General features: G+C 66.5%; 17 protein-coding genes and 1 tRNA gene. 9 read left to right on the top strand and 9 right to left on the bottom strand.

The genetic code is table 11. The features are described 5' to 3' along the window. The first annotated feature begins 1 nt into the window (after position 1). From IEY84_RS13380 to IEY84_RS13370, 3 genes are all read left to right on the top strand, one after another. Entirely contained in the window at positions 2 to 1,744 is a 1,743-nt protein-coding gene (locus tag IEY84_RS13380) for a hypothetical protein (RefSeq protein WP_229788637.1), read from the top strand. 284 nt (positions 1,745 to 2,028) lie between these two features. Further along, positions 2,029 to 2,232, top strand: a complete 204-nt coding sequence (locus IEY84_RS13375) for a helix-turn-helix transcriptional regulator (RefSeq protein ID WP_183552290.1) — start codon at positions 2,029 to 2,031, stop codon at positions 2,230 to 2,232. Further along, positions 2,232 to 3,662 (top strand): tyrosine-type recombinase/integrase, encoded by a 1,431-nt coding sequence (locus IEY84_RS13370; RefSeq protein WP_183552307.1) that lies wholly within the window; start codon positions 2,232 to 2,234, stop codon positions 3,660 to 3,662. Before IEY84_RS13375 ends, IEY84_RS13370 begins: the two co-directional genes overlap by 1 nt. A 48-nt stretch (positions 3,663 to 3,710) precedes the next feature. On the opposite strand, the gene IEY84_RS13365 is transcribed toward IEY84_RS13370, so the two are convergent. Then, positions 3,711 to 3,783: transfer RNA gene (locus IEY84_RS13365), tRNA-Lys, on the bottom strand. Between the two features lie 212 nt (positions 3,784 to 3,995). Between IEY84_RS13365 and IEY84_RS13360 the strand changes: the two genes are divergently transcribed. Next, a complete protein-coding gene (locus tag IEY84_RS13360; RefSeq protein WP_183552309.1) occupies positions 3,996 to 5,183 on the top strand; it encodes an adenine-specific methyltransferase EcoRI family protein in 1,188 nt (395 codons plus the stop codon). After that, on the top strand, positions 5,180 to 6,274 hold the full coding sequence (locus tag IEY84_RS13355; protein WP_183552311.1) for an HNH endonuclease family protein: 1,095 nt from the start codon (positions 5,180 to 5,182) through the stop codon (positions 6,272 to 6,274). Before IEY84_RS13360 ends, IEY84_RS13355 begins: the two co-directional genes overlap by 4 nt. 268 nt (positions 6,275 to 6,542) lie before the next feature. Here IEY84_RS13355 and IEY84_RS13350 read toward each other — a convergent pair whose 3' ends face one another. Beyond that, entirely contained in the window at positions 6,543 to 7,010 is a 468-nt protein-coding gene (locus IEY84_RS13350) for a DUF5753 domain-containing protein (protein ID WP_229788647.1), read from the bottom strand. Continuing rightward, positions 6,950 to 7,399, bottom strand: coding sequence for a helix-turn-helix domain-containing protein (locus IEY84_RS13345; RefSeq protein WP_183552183.1), 450 nt, complete (start codon positions 7,397 to 7,399; stop codon positions 6,950 to 6,952). Before IEY84_RS13345 ends, IEY84_RS13350 begins: the two co-directional genes overlap by 61 nt. Before the next feature lie 143 nt (positions 7,400 to 7,542). Here IEY84_RS13345 and IEY84_RS13340 point away from each other — a divergent pair, with 143 nt between their 5' ends. Beyond that, positions 7,543 to 8,259 (top strand): TetR/AcrR family transcriptional regulator, encoded by a 717-nt coding sequence (locus IEY84_RS13340; RefSeq protein WP_183552180.1) that lies wholly within the window; start codon positions 7,543 to 7,545, stop codon positions 8,257 to 8,259. A 63-nt stretch (positions 8,260 to 8,322) separates the two neighbouring features. Here IEY84_RS13340 and IEY84_RS13335 read toward each other — a convergent pair whose 3' ends face one another. The 4 genes from IEY84_RS13335 to IEY84_RS13320 form a co-directional block, all read right to left on the bottom strand. Continuing rightward, positions 8,323 to 10,158: a bifunctional metallophosphatase/5'-nucleotidase gene (locus tag IEY84_RS13335; RefSeq protein WP_221209295.1), complete on the bottom strand. Its 1,836-nt coding sequence runs from the start codon at positions 10,156 to 10,158 to the stop codon at positions 8,323 to 8,325. Between the two features lie 107 nt (positions 10,159 to 10,265). Further along, positions 10,266 to 11,585 carry a M20 family metallopeptidase gene (locus IEY84_RS13330; RefSeq protein WP_183552177.1) on the bottom strand — a complete coding sequence of 440 codons (1,320 nt, stop codon included), beginning with the start codon at positions 11,583 to 11,585 and terminating at the stop codon, positions 10,266 to 10,268. A 25-nt stretch (positions 11,586 to 11,610) separates the two neighbouring features. Further along, positions 11,611 to 13,455, bottom strand: coding sequence for a serine hydrolase domain-containing protein (locus IEY84_RS13325; protein WP_183552174.1), 1,845 nt, complete (start codon positions 13,453 to 13,455; stop codon positions 11,611 to 11,613). Between the two features lie 67 nt (positions 13,456 to 13,522). Then, entirely contained in the window at positions 13,523 to 14,998 is a 1,476-nt protein-coding gene (locus IEY84_RS13320) for an amidase (protein WP_183552171.1), read from the bottom strand. A gap of 80 nt (positions 14,999 to 15,078) precedes the next feature. Here IEY84_RS13320 and IEY84_RS13315 point away from each other — a divergent pair, with 80 nt between their 5' ends. Further along, a complete protein-coding gene (locus IEY84_RS13315) occupies positions 15,079 to 15,513 on the top strand; it encodes a DUF4440 domain-containing protein (protein ID WP_183552168.1) in 435 nt (144 codons plus the stop codon). A 6-nt stretch (positions 15,514 to 15,519) separates the two neighbouring features. Here IEY84_RS13315 and mgrA read toward each other — a convergent pair whose 3' ends face one another. After that, positions 15,520 to 16,578 (bottom strand): L-glyceraldehyde 3-phosphate reductase, encoded by a 1,059-nt coding sequence (gene mgrA, locus IEY84_RS13310; RefSeq protein WP_183552165.1) that lies wholly within the window; start codon positions 16,576 to 16,578, stop codon positions 15,520 to 15,522. Then, entirely contained in the window at positions 16,575 to 16,979 is a 405-nt protein-coding gene (locus IEY84_RS13305; RefSeq protein WP_183552162.1) for a DoxX family protein, read from the bottom strand. Before IEY84_RS13305 ends, mgrA begins: the two co-directional genes overlap by 4 nt. Positions 16,980 to 17,215: 236 nt before the next feature. On the opposite strand from IEY84_RS13305, the gene IEY84_RS13300 reads away from it, so the two are divergent. Both IEY84_RS13300 and IEY84_RS13295 read left to right on the top strand, forming a co-directional pair. Continuing rightward, a complete protein-coding gene (locus tag IEY84_RS13300; RefSeq protein WP_183552159.1) occupies positions 17,216 to 17,725 on the top strand; it encodes an AAA family ATPase in 510 nt (169 codons plus the stop codon). 162 nt (positions 17,726 to 17,887) lie between these two features. Next, a complete protein-coding gene (locus IEY84_RS13295) occupies positions 17,888 to 18,838 on the top strand; it encodes a ribonuclease Z (protein ID WP_183552156.1) in 951 nt (316 codons plus the stop codon). Positions 18,839 to 18,840 lie beyond the last annotated feature (2 nt).

The raw sequence follows: 18,840 nt of genomic DNA, 5'->3' as shown, positions 1-18,840 counted from the left end.
GATGACTGAGCACACCACCGAGCCCCACGCCGACAACGCGGCCGGGCGCGGATCGCGTGGATCGCTGCACGCGGTCCCCGGCGACGGCCGACGCCCGATCAAGGTGGGCAACGACCCCGAGAGCATCCGTGCCCTGACCCAAGCCCTGGACCAACGGGCGCTGCACGACACCTACGTCTACGACGGCGACCCGATCGTTCTTCAAACGATCTCGGGTGCCGCTGAGATGGTCGCTGGCGACGAGGACGCCCCCGCACCGATGCGGCCGACCGTGCTGCGACCCGCGCTGCTCGCGCACCTGCTGGCCGACCAGGCCGAGGTGTTCCGCACCCGTCACCCCAAGGACGGACCCGCCTATGACGAGGAGATCACCCCGCCCCGCCACGTCCTCGAGTCCGTGCTCTCACGCTCGATCTGGCCCGGGCTGCCGGTCCTCTACAAGGTCATCACCACCCCCGTCCTGCGCCCGGACGGCACCCTGCTCCAAACCCCGGGCTACGACGAGGCGACCGGCTACTACCTCGCCGGACGGGTCACCACCGACCCCATCCCCGAGCACCCCACCGCCGAGCAGGTCGCCGAGGCTCGGGCGTTCCTGCTGGACACGTTCCTGCGGGACTTTCCTTGGCGTACGCCCTCGGACAAGGCCAACTACCTCGCGATGCTCGCGACGCCGATCCTGCAACCGTTCACCCGGGCGCTGTCGCCGTTCGGGGTCGTGGACGCCACCATGCCCGCCTCCGGGAAGACCATCCTCACGAGCTGCGTCGGGCTGATGGTCGGGCAGCGGGTGCTGAGCTGGACCGACTCCGAGGAGGAGCTACGTAAGTCGATCACGACCGTCATGGCCGACCAGGTCGGCGTGATCGTGTGGGACAACCTCGTCGAGGGCTGCGTCGTCGATTCTGCCGTCCTGGCCCGCCTGGTCACCGAACGGGTATGGACCGACCGACGCCTCGGAACCAACTCCGCGCCCTCGTTCCCGAACGACCGGCTGTGGCTGGCTACCGGCAACAACTTGCGCACTGGTGGCGACATGGCCTCCCGCGCCGTATGGGTACGCCTGGACCCGGACTGCCCACACCCTGAGGCGAGGACCGGGTTCTCCATCCCGAACCTCGACACCTGGATCCTCGACCCGGCCAACCAGGCCATCGTGCTGCGCCACCTCCTGATCCTCATCCTCGACTGGACCCGCGCAGGGGCACCCAAGGCCAAGAACGTGCCCGCGATGCGGCAGTTCACCCGCTGGGCCCAATACCTCGGCGGCCTCCTCGAACACCACCAGGTGCCCGGGTTCCTCTCCAACGCCGATGAGGCCCGCGACCTGGACGACGACTACGCCGAATGGCGCGCCTTCCTGCTGCGCTGGCACGACCTCTACGGCGATCAGCGCCGCAGCGCGGCCGAGCTCCGCTCCAGCGCCGAACCCGACATCGGCATGCCCGACCGCTGGGAAGGCACCTTCCCCACCACCGCCGCCGGCCGCCTCCTCACCCCCAAGAGCCTCGGTCGCATCCTCACCGGCCAGATCGGCCGCTGGCGCGGCAACGTCGTCCTCCGCTCCGAGATCGACACCCACACCCGAGCCCGGACGTACTACATCGAACACACTCCCAACCCAGAGCCGGCCGAGGCGAAACCGGCTGGACCAGAGGGGGTGAACGCTCCCGAGGAGACCGGACTCTTCCAAGAACCCCAAAACAAACCCGCAAACCCGCAAACCCGCCAAACACCACCCTGACCAGCCAAAACACTCTGCGGGTTTGAAACCGGGTTAACCAGCACTAACCCGCAAACCCAGCAGATTCGGCGGGTTTGCGGGTTTAGAACCAGCCCGAAAAGCACCAAACCCGCAACACGTTCCCCCAGATCAGAACCCGAATTGGCGGGTTTGCGGCTTTAAAACGCCGATTCCCGCCCCCAGATCGCAGAGCAAGAGGACACCCCTCTGGTCCAGCCTCCAGCAATTCGACACCAACCGACTGCGACAGCGCACCGCGCATCCCCGAAGGAGATCTCGGAATCATGTCTCGCAAGGCATCAACCAGCACGAGGACGCACCTCACGGTCCTCGACTTTTGCGCCGAGCTCGGCGTCGCCCGCTCCACCTTCTACGACTGGCGAGCTAAGGGTGCCGGTCCTCGCTGCATCAAGCTCCCCAACGGGGAGCTCCGCATCCGTCGCACCGACGCCGACGAATGGCTGATCGACCTGGAGGAGAGTGCCTGATGAACACCAGTTACGACGTCGTCTTCTACGAGACCGAAGTCCGCCCGCGCAAGAAAGGCAACTCCTACCGTGTTCGCTGGCTAGTGGCCAAGGAGAGGAACGAGAGGACATTCCACAACGTCAAGCTCGCCGAGTCGTTCCGCTCCGAGCTTGTCACCGCTGCCCGCAAGGGCGAACCGTTCATCATCGAGTCAGGGCTGCCACTGTCGATGACGCCGAAGGCGGCTGGCCCGACCTGGCTCGACTTCGCGATGGCGTTCGTGGATGTCAGGTGGTCCGAGATGTCGCCCGGGCACCGCCGCGGGACGGCCGATGGGCTGGCGACGATCTCCCTCGCGATGCTGGTCGACGATGAGACACCAGAGACGGTGGCCGAAGTCCGAAATCTCCGGAGAGCACTGATGAAGTGGGCGTTCAACGCCCCCGCCCGATCGGCGACTGGCGAGACAACGACCCCACCTGCCGAGGTCGCCCAGGAGATCGCATGGATTACCAAGCGGAGTCGTCCGCTGACCGACCTTGCCGACCCTGCCGTGACACGCGCCGTCTTGGTCGCCATCGGGCGAAAGCTTGACGGTTCGGCAGCCGCGCCCGCCACCATCAACCGGAAGCGCGCCGCTCTCTCAAGCGTCATCGTCTACGCCCAGGAGTGTGGCCACCTCGAGGCGAACCCGCTGCACCGGGTGAAGGTCAAGCGGCCAAAGGTTGCTCAGGAGCTCGACACCCGTGTGGTTGTCAACCACAAGCAGGCGAAGGCGATCCTCGCCAAGGTCCGAGCAGCCGCACCGGCAATGGAGGCATTTCTCGGATGCATCTACTACGCCGGCCTGCGACCAAGCGAGGTGCGAAACCTGCACGATACGGACCTCGAACTGCCAGAGAAGGGCTGGGGTGAAGTGATCCTCGCTGGCTCGTACATTGATTCTGGCAAGTCGTGGACCGACGACGGCGAGCTCGGCGAGCAGCGGAGCCTGAAGCATCGGGTTTCGACTGCTACCCGGCCCGTGCCGCTCCCGCCGCCTCTCGTGAAGCTTCTGCGCGACCACCTCGAAAACTTCGAGACCGGCGCGGGTGGTTGGCTGTTCGTCAGCCGAGTGGGCAAGTTCGGCAGGCCGATGCCGGCCGCACTCTCCCGCCCGGTGCCGCTAGCCGCTGTTGAGCGCGTTTTCAAGACGGCCCGGGCGGCAGCACTCACCGAGCGTGAGCGGAAGTCCCCACTCGCCCAGCGCCCGTACGACCTGCGCCACGCCGCAGTGTCGACCTGGCTCGCGGCCGGCGTTCCACCCACGATCGTTGCCCAGTGGGCTGGCCACGGCGTCGACGTACTCCTGAAGGTGTACGCCCACGCGGTCGACGGTCAAGCTGCAATCGCCATGAAGCGGATCGAGGAGGCCCTCAACGAGGACGACGGCGAGGCCGAGGCCGACTAACTGGGCCGGGTCCCGAGTTGCTGTCGCGACTCGGGACCCGGATTGCCGTAGGCCGTGTCGGTCTCGAACCGACGACCCGCTGATTAAAAGTCAGCTGCTCTACCAACTGAGCTAACGGCCCAGGGACAGTCTGCCGCATGGCGGCAGCTCAAGACCAACGGCGGGGGGATCCCCGCGCGCGCAGCGGGCACCGGAGCCGCTGCGCCCAGACTGGCGCAGTACACCCCCACCATCCGCGCGACGACGGGCACCAGGCGCACCATGTACCCCAATATCGGGCATCAAACCGGCGTGCCCACTCCACCGGACGGTCGCTGACGAGAGCCTGCAAACGTGGCAGGCAAAGAGGCGTTGACAAGGGCAAGTCGGGCCAAGAAGGACGAGTTCTACACGCAACTGAAGGACATCGAAGACGAGCTACGCCATTATCGTGGGCAGTTTCGCAACAAGGTGGTCTTCTGCAACTGCGACGACCCGTATGAGTCGAGCTTCTTTAAATACTTCGCGATGAACTTCAACCACCTAGGCTTGAAGAGGCTCATCGCCACATGCTACGCGGGGAGCCCGATCACGGGAACGCAGCTCTCGTTGTTCGGCGGAGAAAGATCGATCCCAAAATCGCCTCGACGGCCGACCTATCGATTCGACATCACCGAGGTCCCAGACGCCAACAATGACGGCTCCATAGATTTGTGCGATGTTGAGCACTTGCTAAAAAGCGAGAGCAACGTCGTAACTCTCCTCAAAGGGGATGGCGACTTTCGCTCCGATGAGTGCATCGCCATGCTCGGCGAGGCCGACATCGTCGTCACCAATCCTCCCTTCTCGTTGTTTCGCGAGTACATCTCTTTGCTAATTAGCCACGGGAAGAAGTTCCTCGTCCTCGGCAACCAGAACGCCCTCACATACAGCGAAATATTCGCTCTGTTTAAGCACAACAGAATATGGATGGGCTACAACAACGGAGGCGTGAAGTGGTTTCAGGTTCCTGACGATTACAGTCACACCTCCACGGCGTCGCGGATTAAGGTCGAGTCGGGCGCCAGGTACCTGTCCATGGGAAATATCAACTGGTTCACGAACCTCGACACGTCGAAGCGACACGACGAGATAACTCTGTTCAGGCGCTATACACCTGATGAGTACCCGCGCTACGACAACTACGACGCGATCGACGTTGGCCGCTATGCCGACATCCCGTACGACTACGACGGCGCCATGGGCGTGCCTATCACGTTCTTGGACAAGTACAACCCGGAACAGTTCGAGATTCTCGGCTGGACCCGCGGCAAGAATGAATTCGAAGCATTGCCATCCAAGCGCTATTCAAACGCGCGCCAGATCAAGCCCGACGGCACGGAGTCGAACGGCGGGAAAGTGAACACAGGACCGACACTGCTCCTGCCTCAGCGTCCAGAGAACCGCACCGTGTACGTAGCTGACGACGTCGACGGGTTCCTCGTCCAGACGTATATGCGCATAGTCGTCAGAAACCGGCGACCGGAAAAGGTCTCAGCGTGAGGATCGAACTCAAAGAAATCTCAGTGCGCGAGGTCGTCGCCGGCTACGCAGATAGGGCGGAGGAGGGAGTGGTCGGCTACGGAGGCCTTCTCGACATTCGTCCAAAGTATCAACGCGAATTCGTTTATGACGACAAGAAGCGAAATGCGGTCATCGACACAATCCGCAAAGACTATCCCCTCAACGCCATGTACTGGGTGGTTACCGAGCAAGGCACTTACGAGGTTATGGATGGCCAGCAGCGCACCATCTCATTCTGCCGCTACGCCAACAGCGACTTCTCCGTCTCGATAGACGGCCGCCCTATGGCGTTCCACAACCTACCGACGTCACTGCAGAAGCAGATCCTTGACTACAAACTGATGGTCTATCTCTGCTCGGGTACCGACCAAGAGAAGCTCGACTGGTTTCGGATCGTCAATATCGCAGGCGAACGCCTTTTAGAACAAGAGTTGCGCAATGCGGTATACACAGGACGATGGTTGACTCACGCCAAGCCGATCTTCTCTAAAACCAACTGTCCTGCCTACCTGCTGGCCAACAAGTACGTGAGCGGCCGGCCGATCCGGCAGGAGTATCTGGAGCGGGCAATATCGTGGGTGTCCGACGGCGACATCGAACATTACATGTCGACTCACCAGCACGACCCAAACGCCGATGAACTTTGGACACACTTCAAGGAGGTGGTCGAGTGGGTCAAACTGACATTCACTACCTATCGCAAGGAGATGAAAGGCGTCGACTGGGGTACGTTGTACCGCCAGTTCAAGGACGCCGCACACGACACTGAAGCTCTTGAGTCGGAAGTCAAGGCGCTGATGATGGACGACGACGTTACGAGCAGGAAGGGCATATATCAATACGTCCTCACCCGCCAGGAGAAGTACCTTTCGGTCCGTCCATTCACCGATCAGATGCGACGCGCTGCATACGAACGACAGAGCGGTGTCTGCCCAAAGTGCGGTGAGCACTTCCCGATTGACCTGATGGAGGCGGACCACATCACCCCTTGGTCAAGGGGCGGGAAGACGACCGCCGCCAACTGTCAGATGCTTTGCCTCGAAGACAACCGCCGGAAGGGTGCCGTCTAGCACGACAGCCCGCCGCGTGAGGCTCCACCCTGGTTGGTCCAGCCTGCACGCCCCCGCCCCGGGGAGAAATAGGGGACGAACGCCCGTTGCCGCCCATCGAACACCGGTTCGAGTCGGACAGAATGAAAGTGGCTCTGAGCAGCCAGAACATCACTCCGGCGGAACTTCACGCGGGAACACCGGACAAGCGTAAAAGAGATTAAAAGTCCACTGCTCTACCAACTGAGCTAACGGCCCGCCGGGAGTCTACCGGAGCAGTGGTCCTCTCCTATTCAGGGACGCCCGGTGACGGTGTCCCGCGCTCACTGACGATCCGGGCACACCGCTCGGCGGCGGCCGCACCGGTCAGCGCATGCTCGAGCAGCAGCTGCACCCAGCGCTCGTAGCGGGCGACCTCGACCGGGTCGGCGATCTCGATGTCGCCGGCGCTGGTCTCCAGGGTGATGATCCGGTCGCGCTGGTCCCAGCCGTGCTGGACCAGGACCGGGAAGCTCTCGAAGGGAACGATCCCGATGGTCGCCTGGGTTGTCGTCGCCAGCTTGGCGATGTGGTCGATCTGGGCGCGCATGATGTCGGGCGAGCCGACCAGGTGATGCAGGGCGGCCTCGCCGACCAGGATGGTGATGGATCTTCCACCCTCGTAGAGGATCGCCGAGCGACGAAGCCGAGCCGCGATCACGTTGGAGGTCTCCGCGGGGACGTCGTCCCGGTCGTGGGAACCACCCTCCAGCGCCAGCAGTGCACGCGCGTAGTCGGGGGTCTGCAGCAGTTCGGGGACGCTGTGCGGCTGATAACCTTCGCGGCCACCTCGGTCGCTGCGTACCCCTCCTGCTGCTGCTCGGCACCGCTGGTCGGTTGCGCGTCGCGGAACGCGGCGTGCTCGAGGTCGGCCCGGGCTCGCAACGCGAGCAGCATCTCCTTGTCGGCCCCCACCGCTGCCGCCCAGGCCCTGACCTCGGCCTCGGAGATCGCCTGTCGACCCGATTCGATCTTCGACACCTTCGGCTGGGACCAGCCCGAACCCAGCGCATCTGCGAGGCCGGCGCCGGTCAGCCCGGCGGCGCGACGGGCGTCACGGAGGGCCTCGGTGAGTGCTTCGCGGGCTCGACGGTTGGGGCGGGACACGGCAGCTCCTCCTTCGACGGATTGACATGATCATCGTGCCTGATGTGCATACCACGCGTCCAGATGCTCATCACGATTGGCAACTTCAAAATATTATGCTCTAATGATGACGGGGTCGACGTCTACAGGAAGGCAGGACCTCGATGAGCATCAGACGAAGCCACCCAGGACGACCGCGCCTCGTCCCCGCGAGCTCCACAGCCCCACCCCGTGAGCAGGTGCTTCATGCCGCGGCGCAGCTGTTCGTGACCAAGGGGTTCGCCGCCACCTCGACCCGCGAGATCGCCGAGAAGGTCGGGATCAGGCAGGCGTCGCTCTACTACCACTTCACCGGCAAGGACGAGATCCTGGCCGAGCTCCTCGAACGCTCCGTCCGACCCACCGTCGACAGGGTCGAGCAGATCGAGCGGCTGACCACCCCGGAGAGCCCCGAGACCGCGCTCTATGCGCTGGCACTGGTCGACGTCCGCACGCTCGCCGCGGCGCCCGACAACATCGGCATGCTGGCCACCCACCCCGATGTGACCAGCAGCGAGGCGTTCGATGCCTTCCGCAGCACGCGCGCCGAGCTCGCCGACGCCTATGGGCGGATCGCCACCCGCGCTGCCGCGCCCGCCGTCGTCCCGGCGGCCGATCCACGCCATCTCGGCGAGATGCTGATGCATCTGGTCGAGGTCACCACCACCCTGCGCAGCATCGGCGTCCTGATCGACCAGACCACCGCCCGCGTGATCGCCTCGACCTGCCTGCGCGCCTGCGGGATCCCCGACGACCGCGTCGCCTCGGCGGCGCTGTCCGCGGCCGCCATCGCCGACCAGACGTGCTCTGTGGACGCTCAGCGCGCCGACCCGAGCCCATGACAGCACAGCGGGCCCGCCCGGCTCAGTGCCGGTCGGGCCCGCTGCGTACGAACGAGTCTTCGTTCAGTGGGTTCCGGTGACGCGGTCGAGCGCGCCCGGGGTGTAGGGCGAGTTCGCCTCCAGGTAGTTGGCGAAGGCGTCGATGTCGAGACCGCCGTAGTAAGGATCGGTGCCCCTGGTGAAGGCCTCGAAGGCATCGCCGCCGCCCTGCAGGAAGTTGTTGGTCACGACCCGGTAGGACGCGGCCTTGTCGATCGGCTGACCGTTCAGCTTGACGGACCCCTCGACGGGACCCGAGGGGCTGATCTCGTAGGAGAAGCCCTTCGAGACCTGCAGGATCTTGTGGGACGCGGCGTTGGCGCCGGTGACCTGCTGGGTGAGCAGGTCGTAGATGTCCTGGCCGGTCATGGTCAGCGAGACGAGGTAGTTGTTGAACGGCTGGACCGTGAACGCCTCGTCGTAGGTGACCTCACCGACGGCCTCCCCGTAGGGCGAGTTGGTCGCGGTCAGGTCGGCACGGATGCCACCCGGGTTCATGAACGCGATCACCGGCACCTGCCCGTTGACCACCGTCGACTGGTCGGCGAGCTGGGCGTCGGCGATGAGATCACCGAGGGCGCTCTCGCCGGAGGCGTTGGTGGTGCGGGTGACGTCACCGGAGATCGAACCGAGCACTCGGGAGGCGATCGGGGTGACCAGCTCCTTGTAGGTGTTGATCAGCGTGGTCTGCTCGGGGGCCTTGGCCACGTCACGGGTGACGAGCAGGTTCGAGCCCTTGACCGACGAGCGGACGATGTCGCGCGACTTGAGGTTGTACTTCAGGTTGGTCTCGGTGTAGAGCCGACCGAAGGACGAGGCCGAGGTGACCAGACGGGACTTGCCCTCAGGGTCCGGAACGTCGCAGACGTAGGGGTTGTGCGTGTGACCGGTGACCACCATGTCGATCTCGGGGTCGAGGTTCTGCGCGATCGGCAGGATCGGCGAACCGGCGACCAGCTCGCCCCCGCCCTCGCAGGTGTAGTCGTACCTGGCGTTGACGTCGTAGACCTTGCCCGTGGCCGGGTCGGTCCACTTCTCCTTCGGCAGGTTGGCGCCCTCGTGGATCAGGGTGACGATCGCCTTGACGCCCTTCTTCTTGAGCACGGGCACCAGCGCGTTGGCAGTCTCGACCTCGTCCTTGAAGGTGAGGCCCTTGACGCCCTCGGCGGTGACGATGTCGGGGGTGGCCTCGAGGGTCATGCCGATGAAGCCGATCTTGGCGCCGTCGACCTCCTTGATCGCGTACGCCGGCAGGATCGTCTCGCCGCTCGCGTCCTCGACCACGTTGGAGGCGAGGATGTCGAAGTCGGCACCCTGATACTCGTGGGCGGCGCAGGAGTTCTGGTTGTCCTTCCCGTCGCCGTCGTCGATGCAGCCGCCGGAGTCGATGCGCTGCAGCTCCTTGTAGCCCTCGTCGAACTCGTGGTTGCCGACCGCGGTCACGTCCAGACCCAGCTTGTTGAGCGCCTCGATGGACGGCTCGTCGTGGAAGGCCGCGGAAAGCAGCGGCGAGGCGCCGATCAGGTCACCCGCCGCGACGGTCAGGGAACGGTCGTGACCCTTGCGGGCCTCGGCCAGGTGGGAGGCGAGGTATTCCACGCCACCCACGTTGACGGTGTCATCGATCGGCTTGCCGGTGGCCGGGTCGATGTGGTGTCCGGTGACCAGGCGCCCGCTCGAACCCGACGGCGCCTCGAGATTGCCGTGGAAGTCGTTGAACGAGAGCAACTGGACATCGACCAGGTGCTTCCCTGGCTTGGCGGAGGCGGAGGTCGCGAGCGGAGTGGCGACTGCGGCGGCCGCGAGGGCGACGACGGCGACGGCCACAGCGGGGCGAAGAGTTCGGGTGAAACGAGGCATTGCTGTGCTCCCCATCTGAGTGATCAACGAGGGGAACGATGCCCCTTCGGGTTCTCATTGTGAAGAGGTAACAGGATTACCGCCGCCGAATCGTCATCAACCGTTAATCACCCGAAAAATTCGGTAACGTCCACCGCCCCGCCGGCCTCCTCGAACTCGTCGCGGACGGTCTCCCGCAGCTTCGCGTCGGAGAGGTAGTCGGCCGCTACCCCGGCGAGGCCGTAGGCGGCGTCGACGAGCACCTCGTCGGCGTACGGCGTGACCGCGGCGGCCGCGAACTCGCGGCTGTGCAGGGACACGTCGGGCTCGGCGATCTTGACCATCGCATGCAGTCCGGGAACCCGGAAGGAGACGTTGCCGAAGTCGGTCGAGCCGGCGAGGAGATCAGGGACCACGCCGGGGGCGAGGACGGTGTGGTTGCGCTCCTGGTAGCGGCGGTTCCAGGCCTGCGCAAGCCCGGTGTTGTTGCGGATGGGCAGGTAGACCGGTGACTCGTCCCAGCTGAACTCGACACCACAGCCGGTCATCAACGCAGCGCCCATCGCCATCTCCTCCAGCCGCTGGGAGAGGATCTTGAGCGTCTCGGGGTAGGCGGAGCGTACGTAGAACTGGATCGAGGCGTGCTCAGGGATGACGTTGGGGCGCAGGCCACCTTCGGTGATGATCGCGTGCACGCGGTCCGTCGGCGGCATCTGCTGCCGGTTGAGCGCGACGCCCGTGTAGAGCAGGTTCGCCGCGTCCAAGGCGTTACGACCCATGAACGGCTGGATCGAGGCGTGCGCCGGCACGCCGACGTACGTCACCCGCAGCTGCCTGCGGCCCAGGAAGACCGGCTCGGAGTTGTCGTAGGTGAACGGGTGGACCATGATCGCGGCGTCGACGCCGTCGAAGGCGCCCTTCTGCGCCATCAGCTCCTTGCCGCCACCGCCCTCCTCGGCCGGGGTGCCGAGCCAGATGACGCGGCCGCCGATCCGGTCGATCACGCTCGCGATGGCCAAGAATGCGCCCACGCCGACCGTGGCGATCAGGTTGTGTCCGCAGCCGTGACCGATGCCGGGGAGCGCGTCGTACTCGGAGAGCACAGCGACCGTCGGGCCTTCCTTGGTGCCGCCCGCCGAGGCGTACAGGGCGGTCGGAAGACCGTAGGCACCACGCGCCACGTCGATGCCGTGAGCCTCCACGAACTCGGCGAGACCGGCCGAGCTCCGGTGCTCCTCGAACCCGGTCTCCGGGTGCTCCGCGAGGTCGTGGGACACCGCGACCAGCTCGGGACCCAGGTCTGCGAGCTTGTCGCGGATCGCGTCCAGGATCCCCCTCGGCGCCCCCGCCGAGCTCGACTCGGTCGCCTTGGTCACGAGCGCCTTGACATCCGCCTCGTCGCGAAGCTGGTTGACCAGGAACGGGTTCGGTTGCTGCGGCTCGGTCATGACCGCAGAGGCTATCGGTGACGTGTCACCTGTCGCTCAGAGCCCAACCGTCGGCGACGATGCGGGCGGCGTCAGCGGGACGCGTCGAGTCGAACACCGTACGCCGCCCCTGGCTCACCACGATGCCGTCGACGTAGATCCCGCGCCCCTGAGACGTCGAGTCGGCCTCGTAGGACCACCTGACCGAGGTCGTTCCCGGGGGCAGCTCCGCGTGCCCGCGCAGCCACTGGCGACCGCCATAGCCGTTGACCGCCTCACTGGTCTCCCAGCTCCAGCCGCCACCCTCGAGCCTCCAGGGCAGCGGGGTGAAGGTGGTGCCGTCGGTGGAGTACTGCAGCCGGCCGAAGTCGAAGCGCGGCTCGGTGTCGAAGTAGTAGTCGAAGTCGATCTGCGCACCGTCGGTGGCCGCGAGCGGCACGTCGAGCGTCGCCTTCTTCGCGTTGGTGCGACCCGAGAACCACGACGTACGTCCCTTCGCGGCCTTGACCGCCGAGGCCATGCCGAGCGCGTCGGAGACCGCACGACGAGAGGGGTTGTTGCTGCCCCAGTCGCGGCTGGGGTGGACGCGGTTGGTCATCAGGACGACCAGCTGGTGCCCGATCGGGTCCATCACGATGCTGGTGCCGGTGTAGCCGGTGTGGCCGAAGGAGACCGGCGACCAGATCGGTCCGTGGTACCAGGTCGTGGCGAGCTCCCAGCCGAGGCCGCGGGAGCTGGTGAACTCGGCCCCGGTGTAGTCCTGCAACGAGAGCCGGACCGTCTCCTCCGTCAGGATCCTGGTGCCGTTGTAGACGCCGCCATTGAGGAACATCTGACCGAACTTCGCCATGTCCGCGGCGGTCGAGAAGATGCCCGCATGACCGGCGACGCCGCCGAGCGCCCAGGCGTTCTCGTCGTGCACCTCGCCACGGATCATCGGCCGGCCTGCCCACGGCTGGTATTCGGTGGCGGCGACCCGGTCGAGGATGTCGGCAGGCGGGTTGTACATGGTGTCGCGCATGCCCAGCGGCGCGGTGATGTGGTCGCGTACGTAGGCGTCCAGCTTCTTGCCCGAGAGCCGCTCGATGAGCAGCCCGAGGGTGATCAGGTTGATGTCGGAGTAGCGGTAGATCTGCTCGGGCGCATGGGTCGGCTTCGTGTTCATGATCGCCGCGACCCGCTCGTCATAGGTGTCGTAGCCCGCCCACAGCGACGGCGACGGGCCGGCGAGCAGGCCGGAGACGTGGGTGAGGAGATGGCGCACGAGGATCACGCTCTTGCCCTGCGGCGCGAACTCGGGCAGATAGGTGACCACCGGGGCCTCGAGGTCGAGGCTGCCTCGCTCCACCAGCTGGAGGATCGCGGTCGCGGTGAAGAGCTTCGACATCGAGGCGACGTCCCACAGCGTGTCGAGCCCCGCGTCGATCTGCTGATCTGCCGGCAGCTCGACGACGGTCGTGCCGTCCATGCCGTATCTGAAAGCCTTGCCCACACTCTCGTGAGCCACGATGACGCCGTCCTTCACCGCGATCGCTGTGGCTCCGGCGTACAGGGGGTGGGCGGGGTTCTCCGTGGTCGGCTCGAGGAACCGGGTCAGCTCGGTGCGGATCTTCGCGATCTGCGTCGGGTCCAGGCCGACCTGGCGAGCGTGGCCGGGGCGCAGGACCGTGCGCGGGGTGAAGGTGAGGTCCTCGGGCGTGATCGTCGGCGGGCGGCCGGCCAGCGAGGCGAGCGCGTTGGCGGCCGCCTTCGTCGGTGCCTCCGGCGAGGAGGCGACCGCGGTGCCGCCGACCATCGCCATCGTGATTCCGCCGAGCGCGCCGCCGATGAGGCTGCGCCGGGAGGACATGAGCCGGGAGGACATGAGCAGGTCTGACCGTGGGGGCGTCATGTCTTGATGATGCCGCTCCGGGGCCGTCTGCGCGACGGAAAGAAAGATTTCTTTCAGCAGGACGACCTCAGAGATTCGGCCGATGCTCCGCCCACGGCGCCGCCTGCTCCAGCTGAGCAGCGACCTGCAGCAACAGGCCGTCGTCGCCCAGCTGCCCGGACAGCTGCACGCCCAGCGGCAGCCCGGACGCCGTCCGGTGGGTCGGCACCGAGATCGCCGGGCGTCCGGTGAGGTTGGCGAGCTGGGTGTAGGGGACCCAACCCAGGTTCTCGGCGACCAGCTGGTCGATCAGGCCGGTCGCCCGCATCACCCGCCCGCCGTGCACCTTGTAGAGCAGCCGCGCCGCGGTCTGGAGGGCCTTGGGCGTGGTCACCTCACCCACCTTCAGGGGCGGCTTGGCCAGCGTCGGCGTGAGCAGCAGGTCGTACGTCTCGTGGAAGTCGCTCAGTCGGCGGACATGGTTGCGGCGGTTGATGTGCGCCAGCTCGACGGCGACCACTCCCCCGGCTCGGCCGAGCTCGGCCACCGCCAAGGTGTCGGCCTCGAAGTCGGCGTCCTTGGCGCCGACCCGGAGCTTGGTCTCGGCGACCTCGGCGGCCGCCGAGGCGAACCAGATGGTGAGGAAGTCGCGACCGAGCTCGGCGGCGTCATAGGGCGCCTCGACCTCCTCGACCTGGTGCCCGAGGTCCTCGAGCCGCTTGGCCGCGTCTTCGACCGCTGCGATCGCCTCCGGGTCGGGCGCGGAGATCGAGGACACCGACGTGAACCCGATACGGAGCCTGCGCGGCGCGGTCTCGATCGCCTCCGCGAACCCTGAGCCGGCACGGGGAGCGTGGATCATCGCCATCGGCCGGTCGCCGACGAGCGCGTCGTAGAGCCCGGCCGCGTCGCGCACCGTGCGCGTCACCACGCCCTGGACGACGAAGCCGTTGGAGGCGTCCAGGCTCTGCGGTCCCAACGGGAGCAGCCCGCGGGTGGTCTTCAGCCCGACCAGGCCGTTGCAGGCGGCCGGGATCCGGATCGACCCGCCGCCGTCGTTGGCGCCGGCGGCCGGGACGATCCCGGCAGCCACCGCTGCACCCGACCCGCCCGAGGAACCACCCGGCGTGTGGTCGGTGTTCCACGGGTTGCGCGCCGCGCCGAACAGCTCCGGCTCGGTGATCCCCTTCGACCCGAACTCCGGGGTGTTGGTCTTCCCGAAGATGACCAGGCCGGCGTCGAGGGCGCTCCGGGTGAAGTAGGAGTGCTCCTCGGCGACGTCGCCGACGAGCGACCGCGAGCCGTAGGTCGTCGGGTGCCCTTGATACTCCTGGGCGAGATCCTTCACAAGGAACGGCACCCCCGCGAACGGCCCGCTGGGACCGTCACCCGCGACCTGGGCGTCGGCCTCCGGGATGTCGGCGACGATCGCGTTGATCCGCGGGTTCACCGCCTCGGCCCGCTCCCGCGCCGCGGCCAGGACCTCGGCGGCGGTCACCTCCTCGGCAGCGACCAGCTGCGCCAGCCCGGTGGCGTCGTACGTCAGATACTCATCGACCCGCATGAGCGCATGCTAGTGGCGCGCCCGGTCTCCGCACCTTCAAATGAGATGCCGGATCCGGGGTGGGTGGCTAGGTTCCGGGCATGGACATCACCGGCGGCGAAGCCGCATCGACGTCGGACCAGACCGAGATCGAGGCCCTGGTACGTGCGTTCTTCTCGGCCTTCACCACCGGACCGGACGCGGGCGCCCGCCTGGACGATCTGCGCCGGATCATGCTCCCCGGCGCCACCATCGCGCGCACGTGCGGCCTGCCGGTCGAGGTCTACGACATCGAGTCCTTCATCGCCCCACGTCGCACCCTCCTGACCAGCGGCGACATCACCGAGTTCGAGGAGTGGCCGGAGCCCGGCCGCATCGACGTCTTCGGCGACATCGCCCACTGGTGGGGCGCCTACAGCAAGCGCTGGCGCACCGGAGGCGAGGTCCACACCGGTAGAGGAATGAAGACGATGTCGTTCGTACGCACCGACGACGGCTGGCGGATCAGCTCCGCTGCCTGGGACGACGAGCGCTGATCGCGGTCAGTTGAAGATCTCCCGGTGGTCACCCTCGACCCGGGCGCGCTTCCACATGTCGATCCCGGTGGCCGTGGCGTACTCATCGATCTTCGCCAGCTCCTCGGCCGTGAGCTCCGGACCGGAGAGCGCACCGAGGCAGTCGGTGACCTGCTCGGGGCGGGAGGCGCCGATGACGACCGAGGTCATCCGCGGATCACGCAGGGCCCAGGCGAGCGCCATCTGAGCGAGGGTCTGGCCACGGTCTTCGGCGAGGGCGTTGAGCGACTCGATGCCGGTCAGCGTCTCGGGCGTGAGCGCGTCCGGGGACAAGAACCGCGCCTTGGCCGCACGGGAGTCCTCGGGGACGGTGCCGCCGAGATACTTGTTCGTCAGCAACCCCTGCGCCAGCGGCGAGAACGAGATCGCACCGGCGCCGACCTCGTCGAGCGTGTCCAGCAGCCCGTCGGTCTCGAGCCAGCGGTTGAGGATGGAGTAGGACGGCTGATGGATCAGCAGCGGGGTGCCAAGGTCGCGCAGGATCGCCGCCGCCTCCCGGGTCAGCGCCGAGGAGTACGAGCTCAGCCCGACGTACAGCGCCTTGCCGGAGCGCACGATCTGGTCGAGCGCTCCCATCGTCTCCTCGAGCGGCGTCGAGGGGTCGGGGCGGTGATGGTAGTAGATGTCGACGTAGTCGAGCCCCATCCGCTTCAGCGACTGGTCGAGGCTGGAGATCAGGTACTTCCGCGAGCCGCCGATCTTGCCGTACGGCCCCGGCCACATGTCCCAGCCGGCCTTGGTCGAGATCACCAGCTCGTCGCGCAGGTGGGCGAAGTCGCCGCGCAGGTGGCGGCCGAAGTTCTCCTCGGCCGACCCGGCGGGCGGGCCGTAGTTGTTGGCCAGGTCGAAGTGGGTGATGCCGGCATCGAAGGCCGTACGCAGGATCGCCCGCTGCCGCTCGAACGCCAGGTCGTCACCGAAGTTGTGCCACAGCCCGAGGCTGACCGCCGGCAGGTCCAGGCCGCTGTGGCCGGTCCGCCGGTACTGCATCGTGTCGTAACGAGACTCCGAAGGAACGTACGTCATGCGCCGGTCCCCTTTCCGGCGCGCAGCGCCACCTTGATCATCGGCCACTGCAGCGGCAGCCGCGCGAGCGTACCAGCGAAGAAACCGGCCGACTTCGGGGTCCGCTTCCGGTTCGCCCGCTGCCCCGCATCGACGCTCATCTGCACGTTGGCCGGGAACACAACCACCAGCAGCGCGGCACTCGCGAGCCCCGCGATCCGGCGGGTCTTCGGGTGCAGCAGCCCCAGCCCGCAGACGATCTCCGCGACACCGGAGACCTCGACCACCTTGCGCGCATCCGGCAGCGCCGACGGCACGATCGGCTCGAACACCTGCGGCCTCACCAAGTGCAGGGTGCCTGACCCGAGGAACAGCGCGGCCAGACCGACGAGCGGGAGGTCGAGAGAAGATTCAGTTCGCACAGGACGACTCTTCCACAGCCGCACAAGGCTGGCTACGCGCCGTCACTGCTCTCCGCTGGACCGGGTCAGCTCTGCCCCGACGGAACGCCACTACTACGACGTCGCAGTCATTGCCGTTGACTACTATTTCGTAGTCGCGGGCGATGACTCCTTTTCCGTAGTCACGGCGAATCACGCCGACGACGTCTCCCATAACCGTTCGCTTCGTCACCGTCGACTGCCGCACCATCACAGACATGGGTGTCCGGAACTATCTGATCGAAGGCGTCTCAGGTGCGGGGAAGACGGCGGTCTGCGACGAGCTGCTCCGCCGTGGATCCCAGGCGATCCACGGCGACCGGACGCTCGCCTATCGGGGCGATCCAGAGACTGGCGAACCGGTCGACGACAGTGCGCCCGAGCATCACATCTGGGACATCGCCCTGGTGCGCGCGCTGGTCGCTGACCGGACCGTGCCCGTGACCTTCTTCTGCGGTGGCAGTCGCAACCACGCGAAGTTCATCGACCTCTTCGACGCCGTCTTCATCCTCGACGTCGACCGCGACACGATGCTGCAGCGGATCGACGAGCGCGTACGCGTCGACCCGACCGACTGGGGCGGGCGGCCCGAGGAGCGCGAGATCTGCATCCGGATGCACGAGACCAAGGAGCAGGTGCCGCCCGGCCAACTCATCGACGCCACCCCGCCGCTCACCGAGGTCGTCGACGAGATCCTCCGCCGCGTCCGCGTTCGTCGAGGTGGGTGAGCAACAAGGTCGAAGATCGCAGCCACCAGGTGACTGCGACGTGCGGGTAAAGACTACTCAGGCGCTCCGCGAAACCCGTCGACCGGACACGGCAGGGCCCCTACTGTTTCGTCCAATGCCCGTCCACCGAAGACCGGCTACAGCTCGTCGAAGGATCCTCCCGTGCCACGCACCTCTCCCCGCGAGCTCGTCGTGCTGGGCACGGCGAGCCAGGTGCCGACCAAGCGCCGAAACCACAACGGCTACGTGCTCCACTGGGACGACGAGACGATTCTGTTCGACCCGGGCGAAGGTACTCAGCGGCAGATGACACAGGCCGGCGTCGCCGCGCCCGACCTCACCCGGATCGCCATCACACATCTCCACGGTGACCACAGCCTCGGCTTGGCCGGGGTCGTGCAACGGATCAGCCTCGACGGCTCCCCTCGTGAGGTGCCCATCTCGTTCCCGGCCTCCGGCGAGCAGTGGATACGGAACCTGTGCGACTCGACCGCTTTCCACCATCGCGAGCAAATGCTGCTCCAAGGTCTCGAAGCGGACGGGAGGGTCGAACGGCTCCCTGGTGAGTCCGGCACAACGCTCACCTTGCGACGGCTCGACCACACCATCGAGGCGTTCGGCTACCGCCTCGACGAGCCCGACGGCCGCTCCTTCGACACCACGAAGCTCGCCGAGGCGGGTCTGAGCGGGCCCGCCGTCGGTCGGCTGCAACGAGACGGCGTGATCGAGTCGGACGGCCGCCTGGTTCACCTCGCGGACGTGACGGTTCCGCGCCGAGGACAGTCGATGGCCTTTGTGATGGACACCCGGTTGTGCGACGCCGCCGGTGAGCTCGCGGACGGCGTCGACCTGTTGGTCATCGAGGCCACCTTTCTCGACTCCGATCGGCACCTGGCCACCGAATACGGCCATCTCACCGCGCGGCAGGCAGCCGAGATCGCGGCCGCTGCCGGCGTACGTCACCTCGTCCTCACCCACTTCTCGCAGCGCTACCCCGACTCGGAGAACGGCGAGTTCGAGCAGGTCTTCGAGGCGGAGGCACGCGAGGCGTACGACGGACCGCTGACGATCGCCCGAGACCTCGACCGAGTCACACTTCCCCCAAGGCGGTAGCC

The sequence above is a fragment of the Nocardioides albus genome (assembly GCF_014648255.1).
GTDB classification, from domain to species: domain Bacteria; phylum Actinomycetota; class Actinomycetes; order Propionibacteriales; family Nocardioidaceae; genus Nocardioides; species Nocardioides albus.
Note: the sequence above shows the minus strand (reverse complement) of the source record. Positions and strands in the feature narration are given on the sequence as shown.

Excerpts from the sequence above, each read along its gene's own strand:
- IEY84_RS13380 (WP_229788637.1), top strand. The coding sequence starts at position 2 with ATGACTGAGCACACCACCGAGCCCCACGCCGACAACGCGGCCGGGCGC.
- IEY84_RS13375 (WP_183552290.1), top strand. The coding sequence starts at position 2,029 with ATGTCTCGCAAGGCATCAACCAGCACGAGGACGCACCTCACGGTCCTC.
- IEY84_RS13370 (WP_183552307.1), top strand. The coding sequence starts at position 2,232 with ATGAACACCAGTTACGACGTCGTCTTCTACGAGACCGAAGTCCGCCCG.
- IEY84_RS13340 (WP_183552180.1), top strand. The coding sequence starts at position 7,543 with ATGAGCATCAGACGAAGCCACCCAGGACGACCGCGCCTCGTCCCCGCG.
- IEY84_RS13335 (WP_221209295.1), bottom strand. The coding sequence starts at position 10,158 with ATGCCTCGTTTCACCCGAACTCTTCGCCCCGCTGTGGCCGTCGCCGTC.
- IEY84_RS13330 (WP_183552177.1), bottom strand. The coding sequence starts at position 11,585 with ATGACCGAGCCGCAGCAACCGAACCCGTTCCTGGTCAACCAGCTTCGC.
- IEY84_RS13325 (WP_183552174.1), bottom strand. The coding sequence starts at position 13,455 with ATGACGCCCCCACGGTCAGACCTGCTCATGTCCTCCCGGCTCATGTCC.
- IEY84_RS13320 (WP_183552171.1), bottom strand. The coding sequence starts at position 14,998 with ATGCGGGTCGATGAGTATCTGACGTACGACGCCACCGGGCTGGCGCAG.
- IEY84_RS13315 (WP_183552168.1), top strand. The coding sequence starts at position 15,079 with ATGGACATCACCGGCGGCGAAGCCGCATCGACGTCGGACCAGACCGAG.
- mgrA (WP_183552165.1), bottom strand. The coding sequence starts at position 16,578 with ATGACGTACGTTCCTTCGGAGTCTCGTTACGACACGATGCAGTACCGG.
- IEY84_RS13300 (WP_183552159.1), top strand. The coding sequence starts at position 17,216 with ATGGGTGTCCGGAACTATCTGATCGAAGGCGTCTCAGGTGCGGGGAAG.